Annotated in this window: 20 protein-coding genes; 9 read left to right on the top strand and 11 right to left on the bottom strand. The window is 41.9% G+C overall.

What is annotated here, in order from left to right:
* The first annotated feature begins 48 nt into the window (after positions 1-48).
* The 5 genes from AACH28_RS09485 to AACH28_RS09465 all read left to right on the top strand — a co-directional run bounded on the left by AACH28_RS09485 (position 49) and on the right by AACH28_RS09465 (position 8,722).
* Positions 49-429 (top strand): hypothetical protein, encoded by a 381-nt coding sequence (locus tag AACH28_RS09485; RefSeq protein ID WP_341832785.1) that lies wholly within the window; start codon positions 49-51, stop codon positions 427-429.
* Positions 430-693: 264 nt separating this feature from the next.
* Positions 694-1,890, top strand: a complete 1,197-nt coding sequence (locus AACH28_RS09480; protein WP_341832231.1) for an IS110 family transposase — start codon at positions 694-696, stop codon at positions 1,888-1,890.
* A 286-nt stretch (positions 1,891-2,176) separates the two neighbouring features.
* Entirely contained in the window at positions 2,177-4,156 is a 1,980-nt protein-coding gene (locus tag AACH28_RS09475; protein WP_341832784.1) for a hypothetical protein, read from the top strand.
* Entirely contained in the window at positions 4,153-7,359 is a 3,207-nt protein-coding gene (locus tag AACH28_RS09470; RefSeq protein ID WP_341832783.1) for a SusC/RagA family TonB-linked outer membrane protein, read from the top strand. The genes AACH28_RS09475 and AACH28_RS09470 overlap by 4 nt, the downstream gene beginning before the upstream one ends.
* Position 7,360: 1 nt before the next feature.
* A complete protein-coding gene (locus AACH28_RS09465) occupies positions 7,361-8,722 on the top strand; it encodes a RagB/SusD family nutrient uptake outer membrane protein (protein ID WP_341832782.1) in 1,362 nt (453 codons plus the stop codon).
* Positions 8,723-8,800: 78 nt separating this feature from the next.
* On the opposite strand, the gene AACH28_RS09460 is transcribed toward AACH28_RS09465, so the two are convergent.
* The 3 genes from AACH28_RS09460 to AACH28_RS09450 all read right to left on the bottom strand — a co-directional run bounded on the left by AACH28_RS09460 (position 8,801) and on the right by AACH28_RS09450 (position 11,062).
* Positions 8,801-9,181, bottom strand: a complete 381-nt coding sequence (locus tag AACH28_RS09460; RefSeq protein ID WP_341832781.1) for a hypothetical protein — start codon at positions 9,179-9,181, stop codon at positions 8,801-8,803.
* Positions 9,182-9,305: 124 nt separating this feature from the next.
* Entirely contained in the window at positions 9,306-9,884 is a 579-nt protein-coding gene (locus AACH28_RS09455) for a hypothetical protein (RefSeq protein ID WP_341832780.1), read from the bottom strand.
* 5 nt (positions 9,885-9,889) lie between these two features.
* Complete coding sequence (locus AACH28_RS09450; protein ID WP_341832779.1) at positions 9,890-11,062, bottom strand: hypothetical protein; 1,173 nt, start codon at positions 11,060-11,062, stop codon at positions 9,890-9,892.
* A 359-nt stretch (positions 11,063-11,421) separates the two neighbouring features.
* Between AACH28_RS09450 and AACH28_RS09445 the strand changes: the two genes are divergently transcribed.
* Positions 11,422-12,375 (top strand): LytTR family DNA-binding domain-containing protein, encoded by a 954-nt coding sequence (locus AACH28_RS09445; protein WP_313492398.1) that lies wholly within the window; start codon positions 11,422-11,424, stop codon positions 12,373-12,375.
* 65 nt (positions 12,376-12,440) lie between these two features.
* On the opposite strand, the gene AACH28_RS09440 is transcribed toward AACH28_RS09445, so the two are convergent.
* Entirely contained in the window at positions 12,441-13,064 is a 624-nt protein-coding gene (locus AACH28_RS09440) for an outer membrane beta-barrel protein (RefSeq protein WP_313492397.1), read from the bottom strand.
* Positions 13,065-13,124: 60 nt separating this feature from the next.
* Positions 13,125-13,841: a hypothetical protein gene (locus AACH28_RS09435; protein ID WP_341832778.1), complete on the bottom strand. Its 717-nt coding sequence runs from the start codon at positions 13,839-13,841 to the stop codon at positions 13,125-13,127.
* Between the two features lie 369 nt (positions 13,842-14,210).
* Here AACH28_RS09435 and AACH28_RS09430 point away from each other — a divergent pair, with 369 nt between their 5' ends.
* Both AACH28_RS09430 and AACH28_RS09425 read left to right on the top strand, forming a co-directional pair.
* Positions 14,211-14,753 carry a hypothetical protein gene (locus AACH28_RS09430; RefSeq protein WP_313418170.1) on the top strand — a complete coding sequence of 181 codons (543 nt, stop codon included), beginning with the start codon at positions 14,211-14,213 and terminating at the stop codon, positions 14,751-14,753.
* Positions 14,754-14,789: 36 nt separating this feature from the next.
* Positions 14,790-15,317, top strand: a complete 528-nt coding sequence (locus tag AACH28_RS09425; protein ID WP_286848080.1) for a hypothetical protein — start codon at positions 14,790-14,792, stop codon at positions 15,315-15,317.
* 106 nt (positions 15,318-15,423) lie between these two features.
* Here AACH28_RS09425 and AACH28_RS09420 read toward each other — a convergent pair whose 3' ends face one another.
* The 5 genes from AACH28_RS09420 to AACH28_RS09400 form a co-directional block, all read right to left on the bottom strand.
* Entirely contained in the window at positions 15,424-16,350 is a 927-nt protein-coding gene (locus tag AACH28_RS09420) for a HipA domain-containing protein (protein WP_341832777.1), read from the bottom strand.
* Positions 16,343-16,678, bottom strand: a complete 336-nt coding sequence (locus tag AACH28_RS09415; RefSeq protein WP_286736611.1) for a HipA N-terminal domain-containing protein — start codon at positions 16,676-16,678, stop codon at positions 16,343-16,345. Before AACH28_RS09415 ends, AACH28_RS09420 begins: the two co-directional genes overlap by 8 nt.
* Positions 16,678-16,881 (bottom strand): type II toxin-antitoxin system Y4mF family antitoxin, encoded by a 204-nt coding sequence (locus AACH28_RS09410; protein ID WP_070567525.1) that lies wholly within the window; start codon positions 16,879-16,881, stop codon positions 16,678-16,680. The genes AACH28_RS09415 and AACH28_RS09410 overlap by 1 nt, the downstream gene beginning before the upstream one ends.
* Positions 16,882-17,200: 319 nt before the next feature.
* Complete coding sequence (locus AACH28_RS09405; RefSeq protein WP_070567522.1) at positions 17,201-18,364, bottom strand: PepSY domain-containing protein; 1,164 nt, start codon at positions 18,362-18,364, stop codon at positions 17,201-17,203.
* Between the two features lie 2 nt (positions 18,365-18,366).
* Entirely contained in the window at positions 18,367-19,092 is a 726-nt protein-coding gene (locus AACH28_RS09400) for a TonB-dependent siderophore receptor (RefSeq protein ID WP_286848086.1), read from the bottom strand.
* Positions 19,093-19,190: 98 nt separating this feature from the next.
* Here AACH28_RS09400 and AACH28_RS09395 point away from each other — a divergent pair, with 98 nt between their 5' ends.
* Entirely contained in the window at positions 19,191-19,736 is a 546-nt protein-coding gene (locus AACH28_RS09395; protein ID WP_341832776.1) for an AraC family transcriptional regulator, read from the top strand.
* 218 nt (positions 19,737-19,954) lie between these two features.
* Here AACH28_RS09395 and AACH28_RS09390 read toward each other — a convergent pair whose 3' ends face one another.
* The gene (locus tag AACH28_RS09390) at positions 19,955-20,566 is read right to left on the bottom strand and encodes a DUF1269 domain-containing protein (protein ID WP_286736607.1); all 612 of its coding nucleotides are present in this window, start codon (positions 20,564-20,566) and stop codon (positions 19,955-19,957) included.
* Positions 20,567-20,636: the final 70 nt, after the last annotated feature.

Genomic DNA, 20,636 nt, shown 5'->3' with positions numbered 1-20,636 from the left:
CGGATAGGGGATACTATGTACTTTCGGTTAAAGAATACAGACTGAAAAATGAAAAGGATTTTAGTGCTACAATTTGCTTTTGACTGGATGATCTACGATGTCCATAAGGTCGATTACGACCCTATAAAGGAGATTGAAGCATTTTGGAATCACTACGCACTAGACGCTATTTGTGCTAATATACTGCAACTGTTGAGCACATATTTTGATGGTGGCACAGGAGGGAATAGCCTCCTAAAAGGTGAGGAAATGCAGGAATTTGCAACCGCATTGTATCGGGTGTTGATAGCTTATTGTATCGTCAATCATCGCCATATAGACCTCAGTAAAATGCAGCTGTCGGCAGAAGCAAAAAAGCGTATCGGAAAAGAGCTAGAATTGAGCAAAAAGATCGCTGAATTTTTCGGTCGGTTATCGAATAATCACTAATAAACTAAATAATGAATATCCTGAAATTTTTAGCCTTTTTAAGGGGCTATATAACCTATATATTTCAAGTACCTGTTAAGTACTACTTAAGCACAGATATAGTACTAATTACGCAAAATTTGCGTAAGAAAATTAGACAAGGAAAAACGTACTTTAAATTTACATTTAATTTTCCGATTACACACAAGCGGATAAAAATTGGCGAGAGCTATCGCAATCAAATCAAGTCCCGCTGCTTATCTTTATGTTGAAAAAAAAAGTTATATGAAAACAGCAGGACTTGACGTGCATAAAGATAGTATTTTTTGTGCGGTATTTAATGGGAAGCATTATTCGGATGTGGAGGTTTTCGAAACCTTCAGTACGGGCATTCGACAGTTGGGAGCCTACTTGAAGGCTGCGGGTGTTCTCCGAGTAGCGATGGAGAGTACCAGTATTTACTGGATCCCGGTCTGGAATATTCTCTCTGAAATGGGCTTTGATCTGATGCTGGTGAATCCCTTTTTAATCAAACAGCTGCCCGGCCGCAAAAGCGATGTAAAGGATGCACAGTGGATTGCCCAGCTACTTCACAAAGATATGCTTCGCGGGAGTTTTGTGCCCGGTGAGCGAATACAGGAACTCAGGAGCTACACCCGTTCCTATAGCAAGTTGCAGCAGCGGATAGTCCGTATGCTTACCAAAATGGACAATATCCTCGTACAGGCCGGAATCCGTTTGGGTAGTCTTGTGAGTGATATCGGAGGGAAAAGTATGCTGAGTGTCATTGATGCCCTGATAGCCGGGGAGCGTGATGCCGTACGTTTAAGCAAACTGGTCTATGCCAGTAAGAAGAACAAAGAAAACGGAAAGCTGGCAGCAGCACTAACCGGCTGCATGAAGGAGCACCACCGCTTCAACCTGCAGATGGCAAAAGCTGAATACGACCTGTTGATCAAGCAGTCTGCTGAGTATATAGAAAAGATTGAAGCTATCTGCCTGCGTGATTTTCCACGGCAGAGTGCCTTGCTAAAGACGATTCCCGGCGTTAGCCGTATCAGTTCCGCTGTGATCATCGCCGAGACCGGCGCAGACATGAAAGTTTTTGAAAACAGCGGTAAACTGAGCGGATGGGTCGGATTACGACCAAAGAATGATGAAAGCGCAGGGAAATATAAAAGTACAGCGATCACTAAAGGAAACAGATATCTCAAGCCAATACTGGTACAGGTTGCCTGGGCGGCAAGCCGCTGTAAAGGCTCTTATTTTAAAGACAAATTCAACCGTCTAAGTATAAGAAAATCCTCGAAAAAGGCCCTGATCGCTATCGCACGAAAAATATCCGTTGTTGTATGGAATATCCTAAAAGACTTAACCCCTTATAATCCGGCACTACAGGTGATCTACGAACCAGCCAAACTAGATGCCAGGATACGGTATCACCAAAAAGAAATGGAACGCATAGCGAAACTTAAACCATAACAATTTTTTGCGTAAAGGCCGGGTATCTTTATGGTGGCTAAAAGACCCCGTTTTTAAATTGGCCAATGCAAATGCCTGAAAAGGCTATAAGTACACAAGCATGAGTTAATGCCAGCCTTACGGCTGACCAAACTCGAAGAGGAAAATCGCAAAACCCAATGCGCAAGGGGACTGTATTATAGTTAATTTATAGAGGAAAGGTACCTCGATCCTGCTAAAAAAGCGCTGTAAGATTAGCGCTCAGAAACTTCTAAAAAAAGCAGATTCTTCGGGCAGCCTTCGGGTTTTGTTCGAGTGTCCTTCGACACTGCGTCGTATCAGCGTCGCCTCATCTTCGGGAATGCTTCGACTGTTGTTCGACTGCGCTTCGGGTGGGAGTCGAAGCGTACTCGAAGCCCTGCCGAAGCCAAGCCGAAGAAGTGCCGAGCCTATATCGACCATGTCCCGAAGAAGTCTCGAAGCGGAGCCGAAGGTCAGCCGACGAGAGGGAAATGCATCACTCCGTTCGGGCTTCTTCCTGAACAACTTCGCCCCAACTTCTGCCTTTCATGCTATTGGCATCGAGTTTTCATCGGGATCTCATCGGGCCACACCGATCAAAACCCGATGCCGACCCGATGAAAATCCGATGAAATGTAAAAATTCGACAGGAATTAATCTGGTAATGGTCTATAGCTTGGCACAAGAAACACACAAGCTTGACTATAGCGCGACCCTAGGTTCACCCTTGCTAAGCCCTTGTTATACACAAGGACAACTAAACGATTACACAAGGCTCACACAACAAAAGCGAGCTTTTCAAAAGGTGGGAGATGCTAGATTGACTTATGGAGTAGAATCTGAACGACCTGTTTTAAGGTTCTTTAAGTCGATCTGTAAGGCTTTAGTGTTGCGAGCTAATAATTTGCTTGGATTAATAGGTTTAGTTGTTCAGCGGGCTTTAAAATGCCTTTTATTCGTTGCGGATTATAAGCGTGCCTATCGCATGATTTTGACATGCTTGTTTTTATGTTTAGTTTCTATGTTTAGTTTACCAGCTCAGACGCCCCGCAAGGACAGCGGGGCCGATGGGCTATCCGAGATCAAAGCTTTAAACATTGGCGACAAGATTCCTCAATCACTATGGGAGGTGCCATTGCAGGTGGTCAACCATCCAACTGGTCAGAAAGCGATAAAGCTCAGTGAATACCGCGATAAAAAATTGATCATATTGGATTTTTGGGCAGTATGGTGCGCAAGCTGTGTGGAGAGTCTTGGAAAAATTCAGCATAAACTGAAGTACGATCAGTCAGACATTGTATTTATCCCTGTTACCTTGAATACCGATACGGTCGTTGCAAAATTTCAACGTTCAAATAAGGTAGCAGGAGAATGGCAGTTTCCCCTCGTTGTTGGGGACAAATTGTTGAAACAGATTTTTCAGCATTCGTCCATATCACACTTCGTTTGGTTGTCGAACGATGGTACCGTGTTGGCTTTTACCTCATCGGAATATATTACAGATAGCCAATTGCAGAAAGGTCTGAAAGGTGATTTTACTGATGTAAAAATGAAAATAGATCAGATTGATTTTGATCCGAAGAAACCGCTTTTGATCCCAGAGCTCGCTGACTTAAAAGCGCGCTATACAGGTTTTCGAACATTGCTAGCGGGTGCGGCACCTACAAGTGGGATGCAGAATTTGGATAGTCTGGGATTGAAGCGCCGCTATTTTGTAAATGCTAGCCTGAGAAGTCTCTGTATGGATGCGATGAGCGATATCCAAGGAATCCAGCTTGCCAAAAAGAAAATTGTCTACGAGGTCATCGATCGAAATAGATATTTTAATAAAGATCAGGTCAATGCTGATGTCTATAACCAGCAATATGGCTTATGCTATGAGGCTGTATTACCTGCTGAGGTTACAAAAGCTGCTTTTCGGGAGACCCTTAGAAATGATCTTTGGCAACATTTTAAGATCAGACTGACCATAGAAGAACGACCGGTTCCAGTAATTGCCTTGTATGGTAATAGCCGTAAATCTCATGTCTCAATGGGTGAGACTATAGCATTGAAAACACTGGTCGATAAGCTTAATGTTCGGGATAATGATATTCCGTATCTCATCTGCCCCGTTGATCTGCAAAACATTCCTGTGCCGGGTAATTTAAAGGATTGTACTTCTGCCAAGATGCTGATCGAACGGCTGGCTCAATCGGGTATCAAGGCTGATGAGCGTAAGGAAAATCTTGCGGTATTGGTTATCAAAGAAAGGAGGGGAGCATGATGCGAGTTTTATTGATTCTTTTCATGCTGTCTTTCTCGGGACAGCTGTTATTGGCCCAGTCTCTGGTATTGACTGTACGGGATAGCACAGATCAAAAGCCCATCAAAGGTGTATTGGTCCGATTAGATGATGTGCTCCTTCCGAGGACTACGGACGATCGAGGGGAAATTGTGCTTAAGCCTTTGAAAAATAAGGCTCTGATCAGTTTTAGGATGATGGGCTACCAGCATAAAGAATTGGAGGTGACGACCGGAAAGTTGCCCGAAGTGATTTATCTGAGTCGGACAAGCCATACCTTAGCAGAGGTAACGGTAAACACGGGTTATCAGGTGCTCTCGCGTGAACGCTCCGCAGGTTCTTTTGAGCTGGTAGATTCGGCACTGTTTAATCGATCGGTGGGTATGAATGTGCTTTCTCGACTGGAGAATACCACATCGGGACTGCTCTTTGATACGCGTACCGATCAGCCAAAACTACAGATCAGAGGACTGAGTACGTTATTTTCGGATGCGAATCCACTGATTATTCTGGATGATTTTCCTTTTGAAGGGAATATCGAGTCCATCAATCCTAATGATATTGCCAATGTATCGATCTTAAAGGATGCGACGGCAACCTCCATCTGGGGTGCACGGGCTGGAAATGGCGTTATCGTTATCACAAGCAAACGTGGAAGCAGCAATAAAGCTAGGCACATCAGCTACCGCAATAATTTCTCATGGAGCGCAAAACCCAATTTAATGGCTTACCCCGAAATGTCAAGTGCAGATTATATAGGCTTCCAGCGTGTACTCTATGATCAAGGATATTACGAGAGCAGTATAAATGACAAAACGTTATATCCGGTATTAGGTGAGGCGGTGGAAATCTGGCAGGGAGTCAAGGAAGGGCGTATGGATGCTGCTGAAGGCGATCGACTGGTGGATATGTTGAAAACTAGGGATGTGCGACAGGATATCAGTCGCTATCTGTACCGCCCGACATTCTTGCAGCAGCATTTTGTTTCCATAGATGGTGGTGCGGCCAGCAACAGCTACCTGTTTTCAGTCGGTTATGATAAAAATAATACAGATCTAGTAGGGCAATACAATGACCGGCTGACCTTAAATCTCCGAAACAACATCGATCTGACAAAGCAGATCAAATTGGAAAGTGACTTTTACTATGCACATGAGGGCGGTACACAAAGTGGCCTCGGCGGCTATGCTACCGGTTATCGTTTAGGTCGCGACCGGGTTGCCCTATTTCCATATACGCGTTTAGTTGACGAAAGTGGGAACCGACTGCCTGTGGAAAGAGATTTTAGGCATTCTTTTGTGGATACAGTGGGCAATGGAGCACTACTGGACTGGAATTATTTTCCGCTGAAGGATCGGGATGCGGTAAAGGTCACCTCGGCCATGAATACCCTGCGGTTTAATATAGGGGCAAAAGCACAGCTGTTCAGCTTCCTGCGTGCAAGTCTCAAATATCAATTTGGACAGTCTTTTGGTCGAAATGATGACTATATGGGACCGGATAGTTACTATGCGCGCAACCTGATCAATTTGATGACGACGGTCAAAAATGGGACACCAGCTTATGCGGTACCGATGGGCGGAATCCTGGACTATAGCAACAGTAGGCTGGCATCGCACTCTTTTCGGATGCAAACGGATCTGAATCTCAAAATCGGGGATTTGGGACTGTTGAATGGGCTCATTGGGGCAGAACTGCGCCACAGTAAACAGAAGAGCGAGGGAAATCGGTTATACGGATATGTGGACGATTTGATTAGTTCAGCACCTGTTAATACAGTCGATTATCTCCCCACCTACAATGGGATGTATGGACTGCAAAGGATCCCGGGTGGGGTAACGCTCTCGGAAAGCACCACCCGTTTTATCTCTTACTATGGTAATGTAGGCTATTCCTACGATGGACGTATCAACTTCAATGCAAGTATGCGCAAGGATGAATCCAACCTGTTTGGTGTAGAGACAAATAAACGTGGGGTGCCGTTGTGGTCGGTAGGTGCTTCGTGGAATATCGCGCGTGAAGATTTTTGGCGATCAAAGATTTTCTCTAGCCTGAATCTGCGCGCTACTTATGGTACGAGTGGTAATATCCCCAATGGGATGTCTGCTTATACCATTATCAGCAACAGTTCGGCCTCTTCAAATTCGGTTGTTAAAATACCTTATGCCAATATCGTATCCCCGCGGAATCCTTACTTACGCTGGGAGAAGGTGGCGATGGCCAATTTTGCGCTGGATTTTGGTCTGCTGGATGATCGGATCAAGGGAACGGTGGAGTACTACCGAAAAAAGGTGGTAGATATGGTCAGCTCGCAGACAGTGGATCCGACGAAAGGGTTTTCGTCTGTAATGGTCAATAGCGCGCATATGACCGGGCAGGGAGTAGACTTGAATTTGATCGGAAAGGTTTTAAAAGGTAGCTGGAACTGGACTGTCAACATGCAGACAGGCTACGCTAAAAATACCTTGACAAAATATTTGTTGAATAGTCAAAGTCCGGCTTACCTCTATGTGGGAAGTGGTACCAATGTGCTGCCTTATGAAGGTGAGATGCCTTATATGCTCCTGAGCTACCGCTTCAATGGGCTGGATCCGGCAACAGGTGATCCCATAGGCGAGTTGGATGGCGCTCCTAGCGAAAATTATAAGGATATCCGTCAGAAGACGGCTTTGGACCAGCTGGTTTTCCATGGCTCGCCAGTACCGCTGTGGCATGGCGCCTTGAGGAATACGCTTTCGTACAGACAACTTACGGTTTCGGCCAATATAGCGTTTAAAGCTGCTTATTATTTTCGGCGGAATACCATCTCCTACAGTAGCTTACTAAAAAATAATGATGGCCATGTCGACTATGCGCTGCGCTGGCAAAAGGCTGGTGATGAGCTGTATACGACTGTTCCTTCTTTTGTGTATCCGATCAATGAAGATCGGGATAATTTCTATAGTATGTCGTCAGCGACCGTAGAAAATGGATCCCATATTCGTTTAAATGATATCAAGATTTCTTATGCCTTCAAAGGAAATGTATTTGGAAGTAAAATCATCCGTGGTATGGACCTATACTGTTATGCTGATCGCCTAAACTGGGTGCTTTGGCGTAAAAATAGCCGCGGTATCGACCCTGAATATCCGGACGGATTTAAACTGCCGATGCAGATTTCCTTCGGTTTAAACATACAATTATAATATGAAAAAGATACATCTCTATTTTGGATTAGCGCTGTGCTGGAGTCTACTATGTATGGTCTCCTGCACGAAGTTTTTGGATGAAAAATCGAATAAGGCACTTTCTGTCCCAAAGACAATGAATGATCTGCAGGCATTGCTAGATGCCTACGGAACCATAAACAGTGTCTATTCATCGACAGGTGAAGAGGCTTCGGACGATTATTTTTTGAGCGCCAAAAACTGGCAGGGTATTGCCAATCAGGATACACGTAATAGGTACATATGGCAGGAGCAGGGAAAGCTCAATGCCGATTGGATATCTCCTTATAAGGTCGTATTTATCTGCAACACGGTTCTCGAAGAACTGGAAGTGCTGGGAAAAGAAAGTAGTGAACAGGACTATATGCGTATCAAAGGCTCGGGGTTATTTTTTAGATCTTTTGCGTTATATGAGCTAGCTAGTATTTTTGGGCCCGTGTATGCAGCTGAAAATATGGAGAAGCTGAGTATTCCCATTCGAGTGTCTACAACAATTGAGGAGGATACTCCGCGAGGTACAGTGGGGCAAACTTATGAGCAGATTTTGAACGATCTGAAAACTGCTGCCGAACTATTGCCCGAGCATACGGCTTATATCAACAGGCCGACTAAGCGTACAGCTTATGCGCTTTTAGCCCGTATTTATTTGGCTATGTCGGATTATGCAAATGCGTTGAAAGCAAGTACGCAGGCACTTTCTTATGGTAAAGAGTTAGTGGACTATAATAGTATCAACCTCACTGCCGCAGCGCCTTTTAACACAACAAATGCAGAGATTATCTGGATGGCAGGAGGTAATACAGTCAGTGCGTTATTGGCTCCGGCGCGTAGTCGGGTAGATTCGCTCCTGTACAGCAGTTATGCCGATAAAGACCTACGCAAAAAAGCGTTCTTTACCAAAAATGCAGATGGTTATTATACGTTTAAGGGCACCTACGATGGCCGTGTACAGGGCTTCCTGTTTAAAGGCTTGACCGTGGATGAGCTATACCTAATACAAGCCGAAGCACAAGTGAGGGTGGGAGAGGTGCAGGAAGGATTAAAAAGTTTGGCAGTCCTACTGAGCAATCGCTATGTTAAAGGTACCTATCAGCCGGATTTAACGATCGAGCATGAGCAGGCCTTAAAATTGGTGCTCGAAGAAAGGAGAAAGGAATTGCTGTTTCGGGGACTTCGCTGGACAGACCTAAGACGTTTCAATCTGGAGAAAGAGACCGCCATGATACTACAGCGGAAATTGGATCAGGAAGTGTACAGGCTTGCGCCTGATGATCTGAAATATGTGTTTCTGATACCGGATAATGTTATCGCCATTGCTGGGTTTCCGCAGAACCCACGATAAAAAAGGAAATCCATCCCGATCTGCTCGGTAAGCATTTCTGGATGGATTCAAAATTAACGTATGAAAGAAACAAAAAAATTAGTCATGCAATTTAATCTCAGTCGTTGGAGCAGAGTTTGCCAAGGCATCGGTAATGTCTTGTTTAAATTGATTGCTAAATGTAGCGGGCTGTGTTGATGATCCTGGCAATGCACGTACCGCACACATTTCTTCGGTACCTGGACATAGCGTGTTAGCCTCACCGTCATCTGCCGGTTGCGGTTGAATAAGGTTGTAATTGCTTGCATCGGTAGGATCTCCACTACCGTCATATTGATACCATTGTGGATCAACAACTGTTGATTTCTCAGTTATGGTATTTTTTTTCATCACTGCAACTGCCGCATACGTACCGATTGCGAGCAGTGCCAAGATTAGAGTGAAGAGTGATGCCTTCACTGCGAATTTATTTTTTATCATAATCGTATGTTTTTGATTATGATACTAAGGTAGATCCATCAATGAGGTATTACTAGAGCATTAATTCCTATAGTGCGGACATTAATTCCTAAATGTTAGGTTTCTATTCCTATTTCAGCTGTATTTATTCCAAGATTGGATTATTTTTGTTCTGATTGTACCACCTTAGTGTGATTCCCAGAAACTGGGCGATCTGAAGATCGGTGAGTTTAAACCGAATGTCAGCATAGCGATGATGAAACCAGCGTATCAAGTCTCTGCTGTTTTTTAATCTGAATAAGTTTTCCTGCTGTTGGTAATATTTGAGTTCCTGCAAGAGCAAATAATGGAAAAAAGGGGTTAGTTCTGTCGCTTGTAGGAGATGTTCAACAGGGATCTCGATGATATTGCCACCTTCTGGAAAGATAATATTCATTTCACTACGCTGGAAGGCCAGTAAACTATCGGTCTTTAAGATAATCTGACCTTCTTGCCAGATACGCGATAGTCGGAATTCCTGGTCAATCTGCTCATAACCCAAAGCATAACCCGTATGGATAAAGCAGATATGCTTGGCAATACCGCCTCGCTCGAGATAGACCTCCTTGGGACTGCAATATTTGACAGTAACCAGCTGGCGCAAAATATCCTCTTGACTGTCAGTGAGCCTTCTGTAGGATTCTAAGTGCTTGATAAGCTTTTGATATGACCCTCTTTCTTCCATTAAAGTTAATGTTTTTTATATAATTTGCCTTGTTCGCTGGATGAAAAGCGTATAGTTTGATGAATCGTGTCCAATTGGAGTGCCACCCGGCCCCGATCGCTTAGAATATAAAATTGATCAAACTCTTGCTCTTCCATCAGCGCGTGAAAATCGATCGTATCGATGCGGTAGAATGCCGATATCCATCCGATTTCCAATGCCAGTTCAAGTCGCTCTCTCCAGAGTGGGATGTTAAAAAAAGCAGCATCATGAGCTAAGCCATCCTGCGAACGATTGTTTTGAGCTCCAAGACAAAGTAATAATAGTTCCAGCAGGGCGTAGTCATCAATCTTTTCGAGCCAAAGCTGTCTCTGTTTGCGATGAAGATGTTGCCTTAGAAGCGAAATCTCGTAGCATTGGAGGATGTCTAGTACCGGGTATGGCGCAAAAGGCTTCAGGGACTTATGGATCAAATCTTGTAGATTAACAATAATAGTGCTTAGAAGATGATAGGGTATTTTCTTATAGCTCTGTTTATGATAATGGGCAATTTTTAGTTTTGCCAGAAAAATTTCAGGCTCATCATTCGCCTTGCTGTTGTTGCAACTATGACAGCTAAATACAATCTTTCTGGATTCAGGATGTTTGGAAATAGGGCGTACATGATCGCGGGTGATCTGAAGGCTGGGATCTTGCCGTGAGATGTCTAATGGTGTATTGCAGTAATAGCAGGTCAGACTTGTGTTAATCTGGGATGCGTTCTGTTGGATAGAAAGAGGGCTGGATACAGCCTGGTATTTTAATTGAGGCTTTTCGGAGTCAGTTCTCTTGAGCACAGTAAGATTCCGTCCGTTGAGATCGGGCTCCAGATGATCCAGAATGTAAAGAATATTGCTGATGATGGTCTGGATATGCGATAGAGCAATATATTTAAACTCCTGTATCTTGTCAAAGCTGGCTTGAAGTATTTCGATAAACTCTTCGGGTTCAAGCCGTGATTTGGCTCTTTGGCAGGTATGGCATACGACAACTCTGATCTTATTGCCGCACAATTTCGTCGATGGACGAAATAGGTCGTTGCACCGCTGGAGGTTGGTCCAGTTGTTATGGTCACTCAAGTGGCGTTCGCAATAGAAACACTGTTCTATCGAGGAACTATAAAAAGAATGTCCATAGGTTATTCTTAGTTTTCTCATCATTTCTTTTTTAGGGTAACTGGTCATTTGGTCTATGCCAAATGATTTTAATACGTTGTTTATCCATTAATTAATTGTGTTGTTGTAAAATTAATAAGGTCTTTCTTCGAAGGCAAGGTAAAATGTTGGAAAAACAGACGAATGGTAAGTGAGATTGAACTAGAATATCGCTTTGAGGTTGTTTAAGGCGGTTATTTGTGTCTTATGTAAAAATGAGATTATAGCATGAATGGTGGTGCGTATTTAAGTACGCAAGCAAAATAAAGCAGGATTCCGTAAATTTTGACGGAATCCTGCAACGCTATTTTTAATTTTTTATCCGGAAAATTTTTATTTTAGTTTGCCTTAACCGATTAAACTTTATGCAAACTAAAAAACTTATTGAGAAATTTCATTCCGAGATTCAGGTTAACTACATCCCGATTAGGGTTCAGCTATTGTTGGCTGTTTTGTTGGGTAATTTTTTCTGTTCGCCCAACAAATTTCTTGTTTTTGATGCGAGGTATGCAATGCCCAAATTTTATCTCTATTGGTTTCTTTCTTCGCTGATCGTTATGGCTGTGCTTCGTGGAGCACATATTTTTAATCGGTATATGGATAGCAGATTATCGTGGCTGACAGATTTTAAGCCTCGTCTGATCAGGCAAATCCTCTACGGAATTGTGCTCCCTGCACTGCTCACAGTGGTTTTTGTGATGCTGGTATTTTTACCCTTAAATGCAAAAGGCTGGGGTGCGCTCATTCCTTATATGCGCAACGAATTTAGGTTTCTGTTTTTGTTTATTTTTATTTTGAATCTGCTATTTCTGGTGATATACGTCATCCGCTTTGCCCGATTTGTGAAAGATCAATACTTAGAGGCAGAACTTGAGTTGGCTGCTCTCAGGGAGGTAGTTGTAAGTTATGAAACACTTCAAATGAAATTGGAGGATGAGCGGAGTGAGGACCTTTCCGATGCGATCAAGCTTGCTCCTTGTCTTGGGGTGAAATACGGTTATGAAGATAACTATGTCGCACTTGACGGCATTGCCTTTATCAAAAGCTCGGCGAATGATAAGAAGCTCCTGACCTTGACGAGTAGTAAGGAATATACACACAACTATAGCCTAGAGACATTGATGAAGGTCCTCGACCATAATCAATATTACCTGATGTACAGACGTTATATCGTTAATCGGAGTATCATTAAAGAATATCGTGCTTTAGAAAATGGTATATTAACGATTGAACTAAAGCCGTCTTTTGAGAAGCAAGATGATATATTGGTAAGCCGTTACCATGCTGCTGATTTTAAACGTTGGTTTGAGAAGAAATAGGCTCGATTTCTATCGCTATGAACATATTGCTTAAAATCGGGATTTCCCATGCGAAAAAGCAATTACTATTTAGCAATCCTATAATTCACGCCAATACCAATTCCTAAAACCTGCACACGATCATAGTTTCTCTCGGAATGGAAAGGAATGAGCGAGTACATTTTGTAGTGTGGGGACAGCGTAACAGCAAATTGCTGGGATAATGGAACCTTTGCGCCTAGTCCAACATGGAAACCTATGCCATGCTGCTTGTCTACATAACTATTTGCGTTCTGCTGGAAGTGTAACATCGGTCCCGCATTTGCGTAGAGATATTTCAAAAATTTTACCCTGGCATCTAAAGGGAATTCCCAAATAGAGAGTTCCGAGGAATATTGCATCCGCTCCACCGATGGATCGACTATTGCCGATGTCGTCGTGATGTTCTGGTGGGAATAGCCCAGACCAACACCAAAAGACCATGTTTCATTATAGTGATAGCCTACGCGGAGCAACCCGGCTATATAATTCTTACTGTCGTTGCTACCGGCTCCCATAAGGCTCTTCCGCGGTCCAATAGTACGCTCTGCTAGAGGAGTAAAAGAAAGTTCGATCTCATAACTGCCACTATTGTTTTGCTGCGCATAGAGGCCGGTCCCTGATAAAGTTAAAACGGAAAGAAATATCCTGGAAAGTAATTTTTTAAGCATATGAATGTATGATGATAGATTTTATAATTGTTTTCTCTTTTTAATTGGCGCTAATTCTCACTAGAAATCTAACTGATAACGTGTAAAGCTTCCTTTTTCTGAATTAACAGTGGCGGCCTTGTCGAATTGTAAGGGGTTCGGTCCATTATAGCCTTGCCATTTTAATACAGATTCCATATCGGCAGGAATCGTTATCCTAACGATGGTATCCAAATCATGAGGGACAGGAGCGATAGAAAAACCAGTATTGGATTTCTCTGGACCATAGCTAACCGAGAGCATTTTCAAATCGAGTTTTTTGACATTTTTGAGATGCAACTCCATTTCACCCCTTTTGAAAAGAATTATTCGTTCATCGGTTGGCGTATCATACTTGAGCTCGTCCAAGTCATAAGAAGCTACGCTTTGATAGGAATCTGGATGGTATGCATTAAGATAATAACCATTCTTTTTGACACTAACTATAAAAAAGCCTTCTCGGGATAGGTAGTTGCTGGCATCAAATCGAAAACTATATTTGCCTTTGGTATCTGTCTTTGTTTTCCCCAAACTTATAGATGGTTTAAGGAACGAACTGTAATATTGGAAAGAAATTCCTACTTCTACATCAGATAATAATTTGTTCGCAGGAGTATCCACAACAACTCCCGATAGTACAATACAATTCTGCGCACAGGTTGTGCCATCGCGCTCATCTTTTTCGCACCCAAATAGAAAGAATGGTAGGATAAAGAGCAACCATTGCCCTTTATTTACTTTTTGAAATATGTTCAGCATAATAATATAGAATAGGTCAGTAAGAAGTATTAAAGGAAAATCAATAAAACTGCGCATTTCGTTAAAATAGGTCTTTTCATAATTTATTTTGATACTATACTATTGCAAACGGAAATAATATGCGTAATGCTATAAATTTAATAAATATAAGTTAATAGTTCCCACTAGGCTTTAAAAGCTGCATTTTGATCACATATGATTGGGCATTTGCGAGGATAATGTCTCCCAATTGACCAAAACATGATACGCGATTGGAAAATTTATTGGGGTAGCGTAAAAGTTTTCCGCTTGTGTCAGCTAGAAATCGAAAAATGAAATGATTGTTGGCCAACTAAGGTATTATTCTTTGAATTTTAATAAATTAGTAGGATGAGATATTTAATAGTCCTATTGTTAAGTTGGTTTACTTGCTATTCGGCCGCTGCACAAAACCAAGCGAAGGGAAATAGTGCCGTTAAAGATGAGAAGACTTATGTATTGGTGGCCAATAAGATCAATACCGATTTTAATTATAAGTTACTGGATGATTTTGAGCAGTCTTTTGCAGCATTAATCAAGGAAAACAACAGCCGTGAATTAGTATTCAATCCCATAAATGGCAAATACCATTATTATAAATTTGTCGCCACCTATAAAGCAAGGGGTATTTTGCCCGATAGTGATCCTGCAAAGCCGGAGCAAACCTTTCACAATATCTTGATCATCAAAACCGACGACCAGCAAAAGATTGTAGATGGCTATCATTTTGTGCTCGAATGGGGCGAAAAGCCATTATCTTATCCCTTATTTAGGATTAAGTCTACAGGGGTGCCTCTGCAGGAAGGCTTGTCATTAAAGCAGCTGAACCTCAAAAGAGTGACCGATAATACGGATTTTGATAGCGATGGTAAAATCAAACTGTCGAGCTGGTAACGTTTAAAAAAGTTAAGAATAGCTTAGAATAATCGTATGGAACTGGATAGCCTTTACATAAGTATTAAAATAGAAAAATCGAGATTAAACGAGTATTTTTCTTCTAAACCGATTTCCCCGAACAAAGATGATAATTGGTCGCAGTGGTGGGAGAGTCGGCAGATGTACAGCAAAACAACGTTGGAAATTATTCCAAGTTATTCACAGGCGCGCATTCGTGAAGTCTTCGATAATCTGCTCAAGGATCAATTTTATGGCGCGAAGGAGTATTACGATGAGGAAAAGCAACACTGGACATTCGCCGTACTGAACTTCAGTGAAAACTATCTTGAAATATTGCCGATGCTGGCTCTTTTAAAACAATTGGAACGCTTTGTTTTGGAGGGTTATGCCCTGATTTTTGATTGGATGTGGGGGGGTGATACGGTGATGGCTTATGTTGACTTTACCGCGGGAAGTGTCTTGCTCGAAACCGTTACTGAATCTTATGCGGTCGAACTTAAACGATTTGAAGAAGCTAATCAAGGCTTACAAACGCTGGCTGAAGAGCTCGGGGCTGGCTAACAGCTAGCAGTGGCTTCCTTAGTCAAGGATTGTGAAACACATAAAGTAGAAGCCATAATAAAGAGGATGGTAAATAGTAGTTCACTCATGATCACTAAATTCTTTTCTATAGTTCGATCTGTTTTAATTTAGTGTGGACAATTTGATCATATTTTTCCTTGTAATCATCCGTTAGAAAGCTATGATCAATCAATTCTTTAACTTTATCAGCATTTTTTCTGAAGTCTTTATAAATATTATTTCTTACGAGCTCAGATATTCCCAAGCTTTGCGCAAGCTGGTTAAAATCTGACCGTTTTATTTTTCGTTTACGACCACCCAATGTGAGAGCCATATCTTCCTTATCTTTTGGATAGATTAAGTTAACATTGATGAGATCATATGCTGGTGATAATAAAACACCATGATTCGTATGCATGAGTGAAAAATTCTTGAGATGCATGTCGTTATTTCCAGTTAAAAAGCTAAACAGTACGAGCCTAAAATATTTGATTGCATCTAATCCGGTGTTGGAAGCAAATTGCTTGATGATTTTTCCTAAGCGTTCATAAGAGCTATTGTATTTTTGCTCGGTCATAAGCTGCGATAATTGACATAAATCTTCAACGTGGATTTTTTTGCCCTTCTTACGGTCAAATCGTTTTGTAATGTAGGCCAGTTCTCCTGTGGAAGTTCGTATTAATGCGTGTTTTGCTGTTTCTATCTTAAATAACGCTGCGAGGTGCATCGTTAGATCTTCTACTTCTGGCATGAGTAGATATTCTTTTGATTGAGGTTTCAGGATATAATCTCCCCAAAGACCAACTAAGGTAAGTCGCTTATTGCCCTTTTCTCCATTTAGACTGAGTGATATTTTTGGCTGTACGCCAGTTATTGCCAATCGCTCAGCTACAGTAACTTCGCCTAATTTTTTCAATTTTTCCTGGTCCAACTCCAAATAGGGAACTTGAGTTGTTCCAAAAAACACTCTTGAACATGCTGTATGATAGCCTCCTGTTTCAACTGGTTTATAGCAAAACAAACAATTAGCCATCGTTTTCCGCCTCCATCGGATAAACAGAAACTGCTCCTATAGTGTCTCGACATAGGTTTATCAACAGCGCAAAACGATCTCTGGGATTGAGTTTCCAATGCTTTTCACCGATTTCCAATAACCATCCTTCAGGAATTAATCCATCAAAGAACGGAAATAATATATTGCTATAATACGTGTTTTCGGAAATCGGTAAAGTTAGACTGATAGGTTGTGGATCAGTTTTTTTTAGATAATTCTTATCATAACTAAATGAATAACCATGATCTGTCTCAATTAGAAATCCAGCCAAGTCATCATGAAAGTATATTTTTGCTTCGCGTGCCATCACTCTTTAATTTGATCAATTACACCAACTTCTTTACCGAATAACGCCAATATGTCATTTATTTTGTCTAAACGTAATGTTTTTTTTCCCTGCTCGAGGTCACGCACAAACCTTAAGCCGACTCCAGCATTCGCAGCTAAATCTTCCTGTGTTAGCTTTAATTCTTTTCGTTTCTGTTTTACAAACACGCGTAATGAATCCATAATTATACCCTATCTGATATAAATATAGTAAATATTCTTAAATTATACTGTATCGGGTATAATTTTTATATTTTTTACATACTTTATACCCGTTCGGGGTGAAAAAACTTCTTTCTGTTGTTTGCAGTAGTCTTCTTAGAAATTCTTTAAGGGTAGTCGTGTTATTTAGACGGAACTTCTGTTTCAAGCGGTTATATCGTGTGAAGCATAAGCGGGATATTTTGAGAAAAAAGTTTATGATGAAGTCGACGTAAAATATAAATAATTTTTTGAACAGCAGAACGTTAACTATTTGCCCAGAGGGCTGTAAACCTGTATGCTATAAGCGTGATTTTTTCTTTTTAAATTTTCTACCGTACCAAATGTAGAAACCTGTTACCGGCAGAGAGGCACAGATTAAACTCGTTACAAAAGCGATCCACATGCCTGTAGACCCGGCTATTTTTCCGACATGAATATCGTAATTGGAGTTTCGCCATTTCATGCCCAGTGTTTTATCATTTTGTAGGCGTTTGTAGTATGCACTCCCATTCCGAAGATCATAGGCATAGGCATCGGAGGCCGACCACCAGGTATTTCCTTTCGTATAGATATTTACATTAGCTTGAGTAGTTTCGGGAACCAAATTGATCAAAACGCCCTGATGTGTACTGTCCTTTTTCAGAACGTCAGACCATATCAGGTCTAAAAGTGCTACACGTGATTCTGTCACCGGGCTGCCTTGAATTTTTGGTTCTTCTATTTTCGTATTGGGCCGCTTACCGTCCATAAGCCAGTAGATGCTAGTTTCCCACCACTTGAAGGACCAAACCAAACCGGTTGATGCGATGACAATCGCGAACAAAAATGCATAAAAGCCAAGTACTTGATGAAGATCATAGTTGAGACGTTTCCACTTCGCGCTGAAATCTATTTTTAACCGCTTTACAGCTACCTTCCGATTTTTTGGCCACCAAAGGAAAAGCCCCGAAATTAGTGTAATGATAAACAGCAGGACGCTGCTCCCTACGATTGCGCTCCCTACGTCGCGCCGGAGATAAAGGAATTGGTGGATCTGCCTTACAATCCAGAAGAAGTTTGTCTCAACGTCTATTTTTCCTAAAACGCGGCCGCTGTAGGGATCTACGAAAATACGGTCCCAATAGATGATTTCTTTATTTACAAATACACCCCCGACATCGTTCTTTGGACGGCGCTTAAGTGCTTCAAATAGATGAACTTGTCGTTGATCATCTGTAGCAGGAACACGGATAATGGTAATGGTATGATCGGTGACACGCTGCGCATTTGCCTTTAAGACGGAAAGGGGAAGTATTTTCTTGCCTTTCTGTGCCGTTACCGTTACATAACTTGGATGAAATAGGGCAAATAGTTCCTTTTCAAATACATAAATAGCGCCTGTAATGCTTACGATAAAAACCACCAGACCGGACAATAATCCGATCCAGCGGTGTAAAAACAAGATCATCTTTTTTAAAGTCATGCTTAAAAGGTATAGCCTAGTGTAAATAGTAAATTACGTGGTGCACCTGGAAATAGACGGATATAATCGTAACCACCTACCCAATGGGTTTTATTGGTGATATTATTAAAGTTGGCCTGCAATTGTACTTTTCCAATGGTATAATATAATGCTGCGTTCAGTAAACTGTAGGATGGGATGGTCTGGTTCTGGTTAAGGGAAAGGTTTCGCTTATCCACATAATTGGCCCCGACGCCGATTCCCAAGCCTTTTGCTTTTCCGGAAGGAATGGAGAATCTGGTCCAGATGTTTGCCGTATTTTGAGGCGCATTTGGTTTTTGTCTGTTCAGTTCTTCATTATTTCCACCTTCGGTAATCTTTGCATCATTGTAGGCATAGGAGGCAATAACACTCCAGTGCGGGAGAATTTGACCCTGAATATCAAACTCTATCCCTTTCGATCTTTCTTTTCCGATTTGTTCCATTAAATCTGCATTGTCGGCAGTGGGGGCGGGGTAAAGCGTATTCTTCTGATTGATCTGATAGATAGCTGTACTTGCCTGGAGTTTTCCGTCCAACCAGGCTGTTTTTAATCCAAATTCGGTCATGTCATTTTCGAGTGGATCAAATGGACCTCCGGCATTAGGGTTTGCCAGTGCCGAAGCTGTCTGCGGATTATAGCCTTTTACGTAAGTTCCATATAGATTGATCTGTGGGTTGATGGTGTAAACTGCTCCAAAGCGCGGCAGTATAACATCCTGCAGAAAGTTTTGTTGAAGTCAATATTTCGGTCTCCTTATTCGAGTCATTTTTGACGCAGGAAAGCCCTTTTCTGGCCAAACTTCATATGCTTTTAGAATCGTCGCGATCGGGCATCCTGTTTGACAATTCGGCTTTGATCAGTGTACAGCAGAAAAGGATTATAACCGAGTTGCTCAATTCGGAGCTTGATCAGGAATGGAAATCCTTATTTTGTTTTGGTAAACTCATGGAGTTATTGGCGCGAACATTTGACCAGCATAAACTTGGTAATACGGTGTCTCGAACGGATAATAGCCTTAGTCCGGAAATAAAAAAACTGATGGCGGAAGCAAAAAGAATAGTAGAAAATAGTTTGACCGATCCGCCATCTTTATCGCAATTGTCTGCTGAATTAGGAACGAATGAAAACTATTTAAAGAAATATTTCAAGCTCTGCTATGGTACAACCATTTATGGGCATTTGACCAAGGTGAGAATGCAAAAAGCTAGGAGCTTACTTACACAAGGAGACCGGCCTATAAATGAAATTTCACGCTTTTTAGGCTATAACAATCCTGCGCATTTCTCAGCAAGTTTTAAGAAGCATTTCGGGGTAAAACCAAAAGTAGTGCAACGTTCTTCAAAAGTCTAAATCTTCTGTTTACCACCCTGTGAGTTGGTCCTGTCCTTTTGAGTATCTGTACCAAGCGGTTTATTTATTCGCCTGTTCACTACGATCCTTGCGTTTTTTGTCTTTTTGTCGCTTACTTCAAAGGCCGTTTTGCTAGGGGTGGAGTTTTGGCGATTTTTCCCAAACTCCAAGCAGCCCTTATCGTTAGCCGAAGCTGCTTGAAGTTAAAGATGCTTAAATTAAAGTTTGTCCCACCAGTCTGAAATCTTTTTCTTGACACTCTCGCGGAGTTCCGCACGTTTTTCTTTCCGTTCGGCTTTCTTGGCTTCCCGTTTGGCTTTTTCCGCTGCGTGTTCTTCGGAAGCCGCCTTTTCTACGCGTTCCTGATAATGATCATAGGCCTCATCAACACTCGTCCGGAAGGATCGTCCTTCCAAGGGTTGCAAAGCTGTATCCACGAAATCTGGGCTTGTTTCGTCAACAACAGTAATCACTGCTATTTCCCCCACTTGCAAGCTATTATTGACCTGATCAATAAAATCGGTCGACACAACAAATTCTTCGGTATCCATCGTCGCCCCGATAAATGTTCCGGTAAGTCCGCCCAGCAATAAACCTAGTGGACCGCCCACAATACCGATCAATGCACCGATGGCACCTCCGCCGAGTGTTTTCCAGCCGCCCTCTTCTGTCGCGTCTTTCAGTACGTCAAAACCACCCTGATCTGTTTTTCGGATGGTTATAGACTCATAAATACGAATGTCACCATTACGGTCGAGATCGGCTAATGTGTGGTTTACCGCGATTGATTTCTCTGTCGAATCAACGATATAAATCAAAATATTTTCCATATGGATTTGAATTTTGTAATGAACATTTTTGTGTTGTAATAAATTTAAATTATTTTTTTTGAGTTGGTCA

This window comes from Sphingobacterium thalpophilum, assembly GCF_038396785.1.
GTDB lineage: Bacteria > Bacteroidota > Bacteroidia > Sphingobacteriales > Sphingobacteriaceae > Sphingobacterium > Sphingobacterium thalpophilum_A.
Note: the sequence above shows the minus strand (reverse complement) of the source record. Positions and strands in the feature narration are given on the sequence as shown.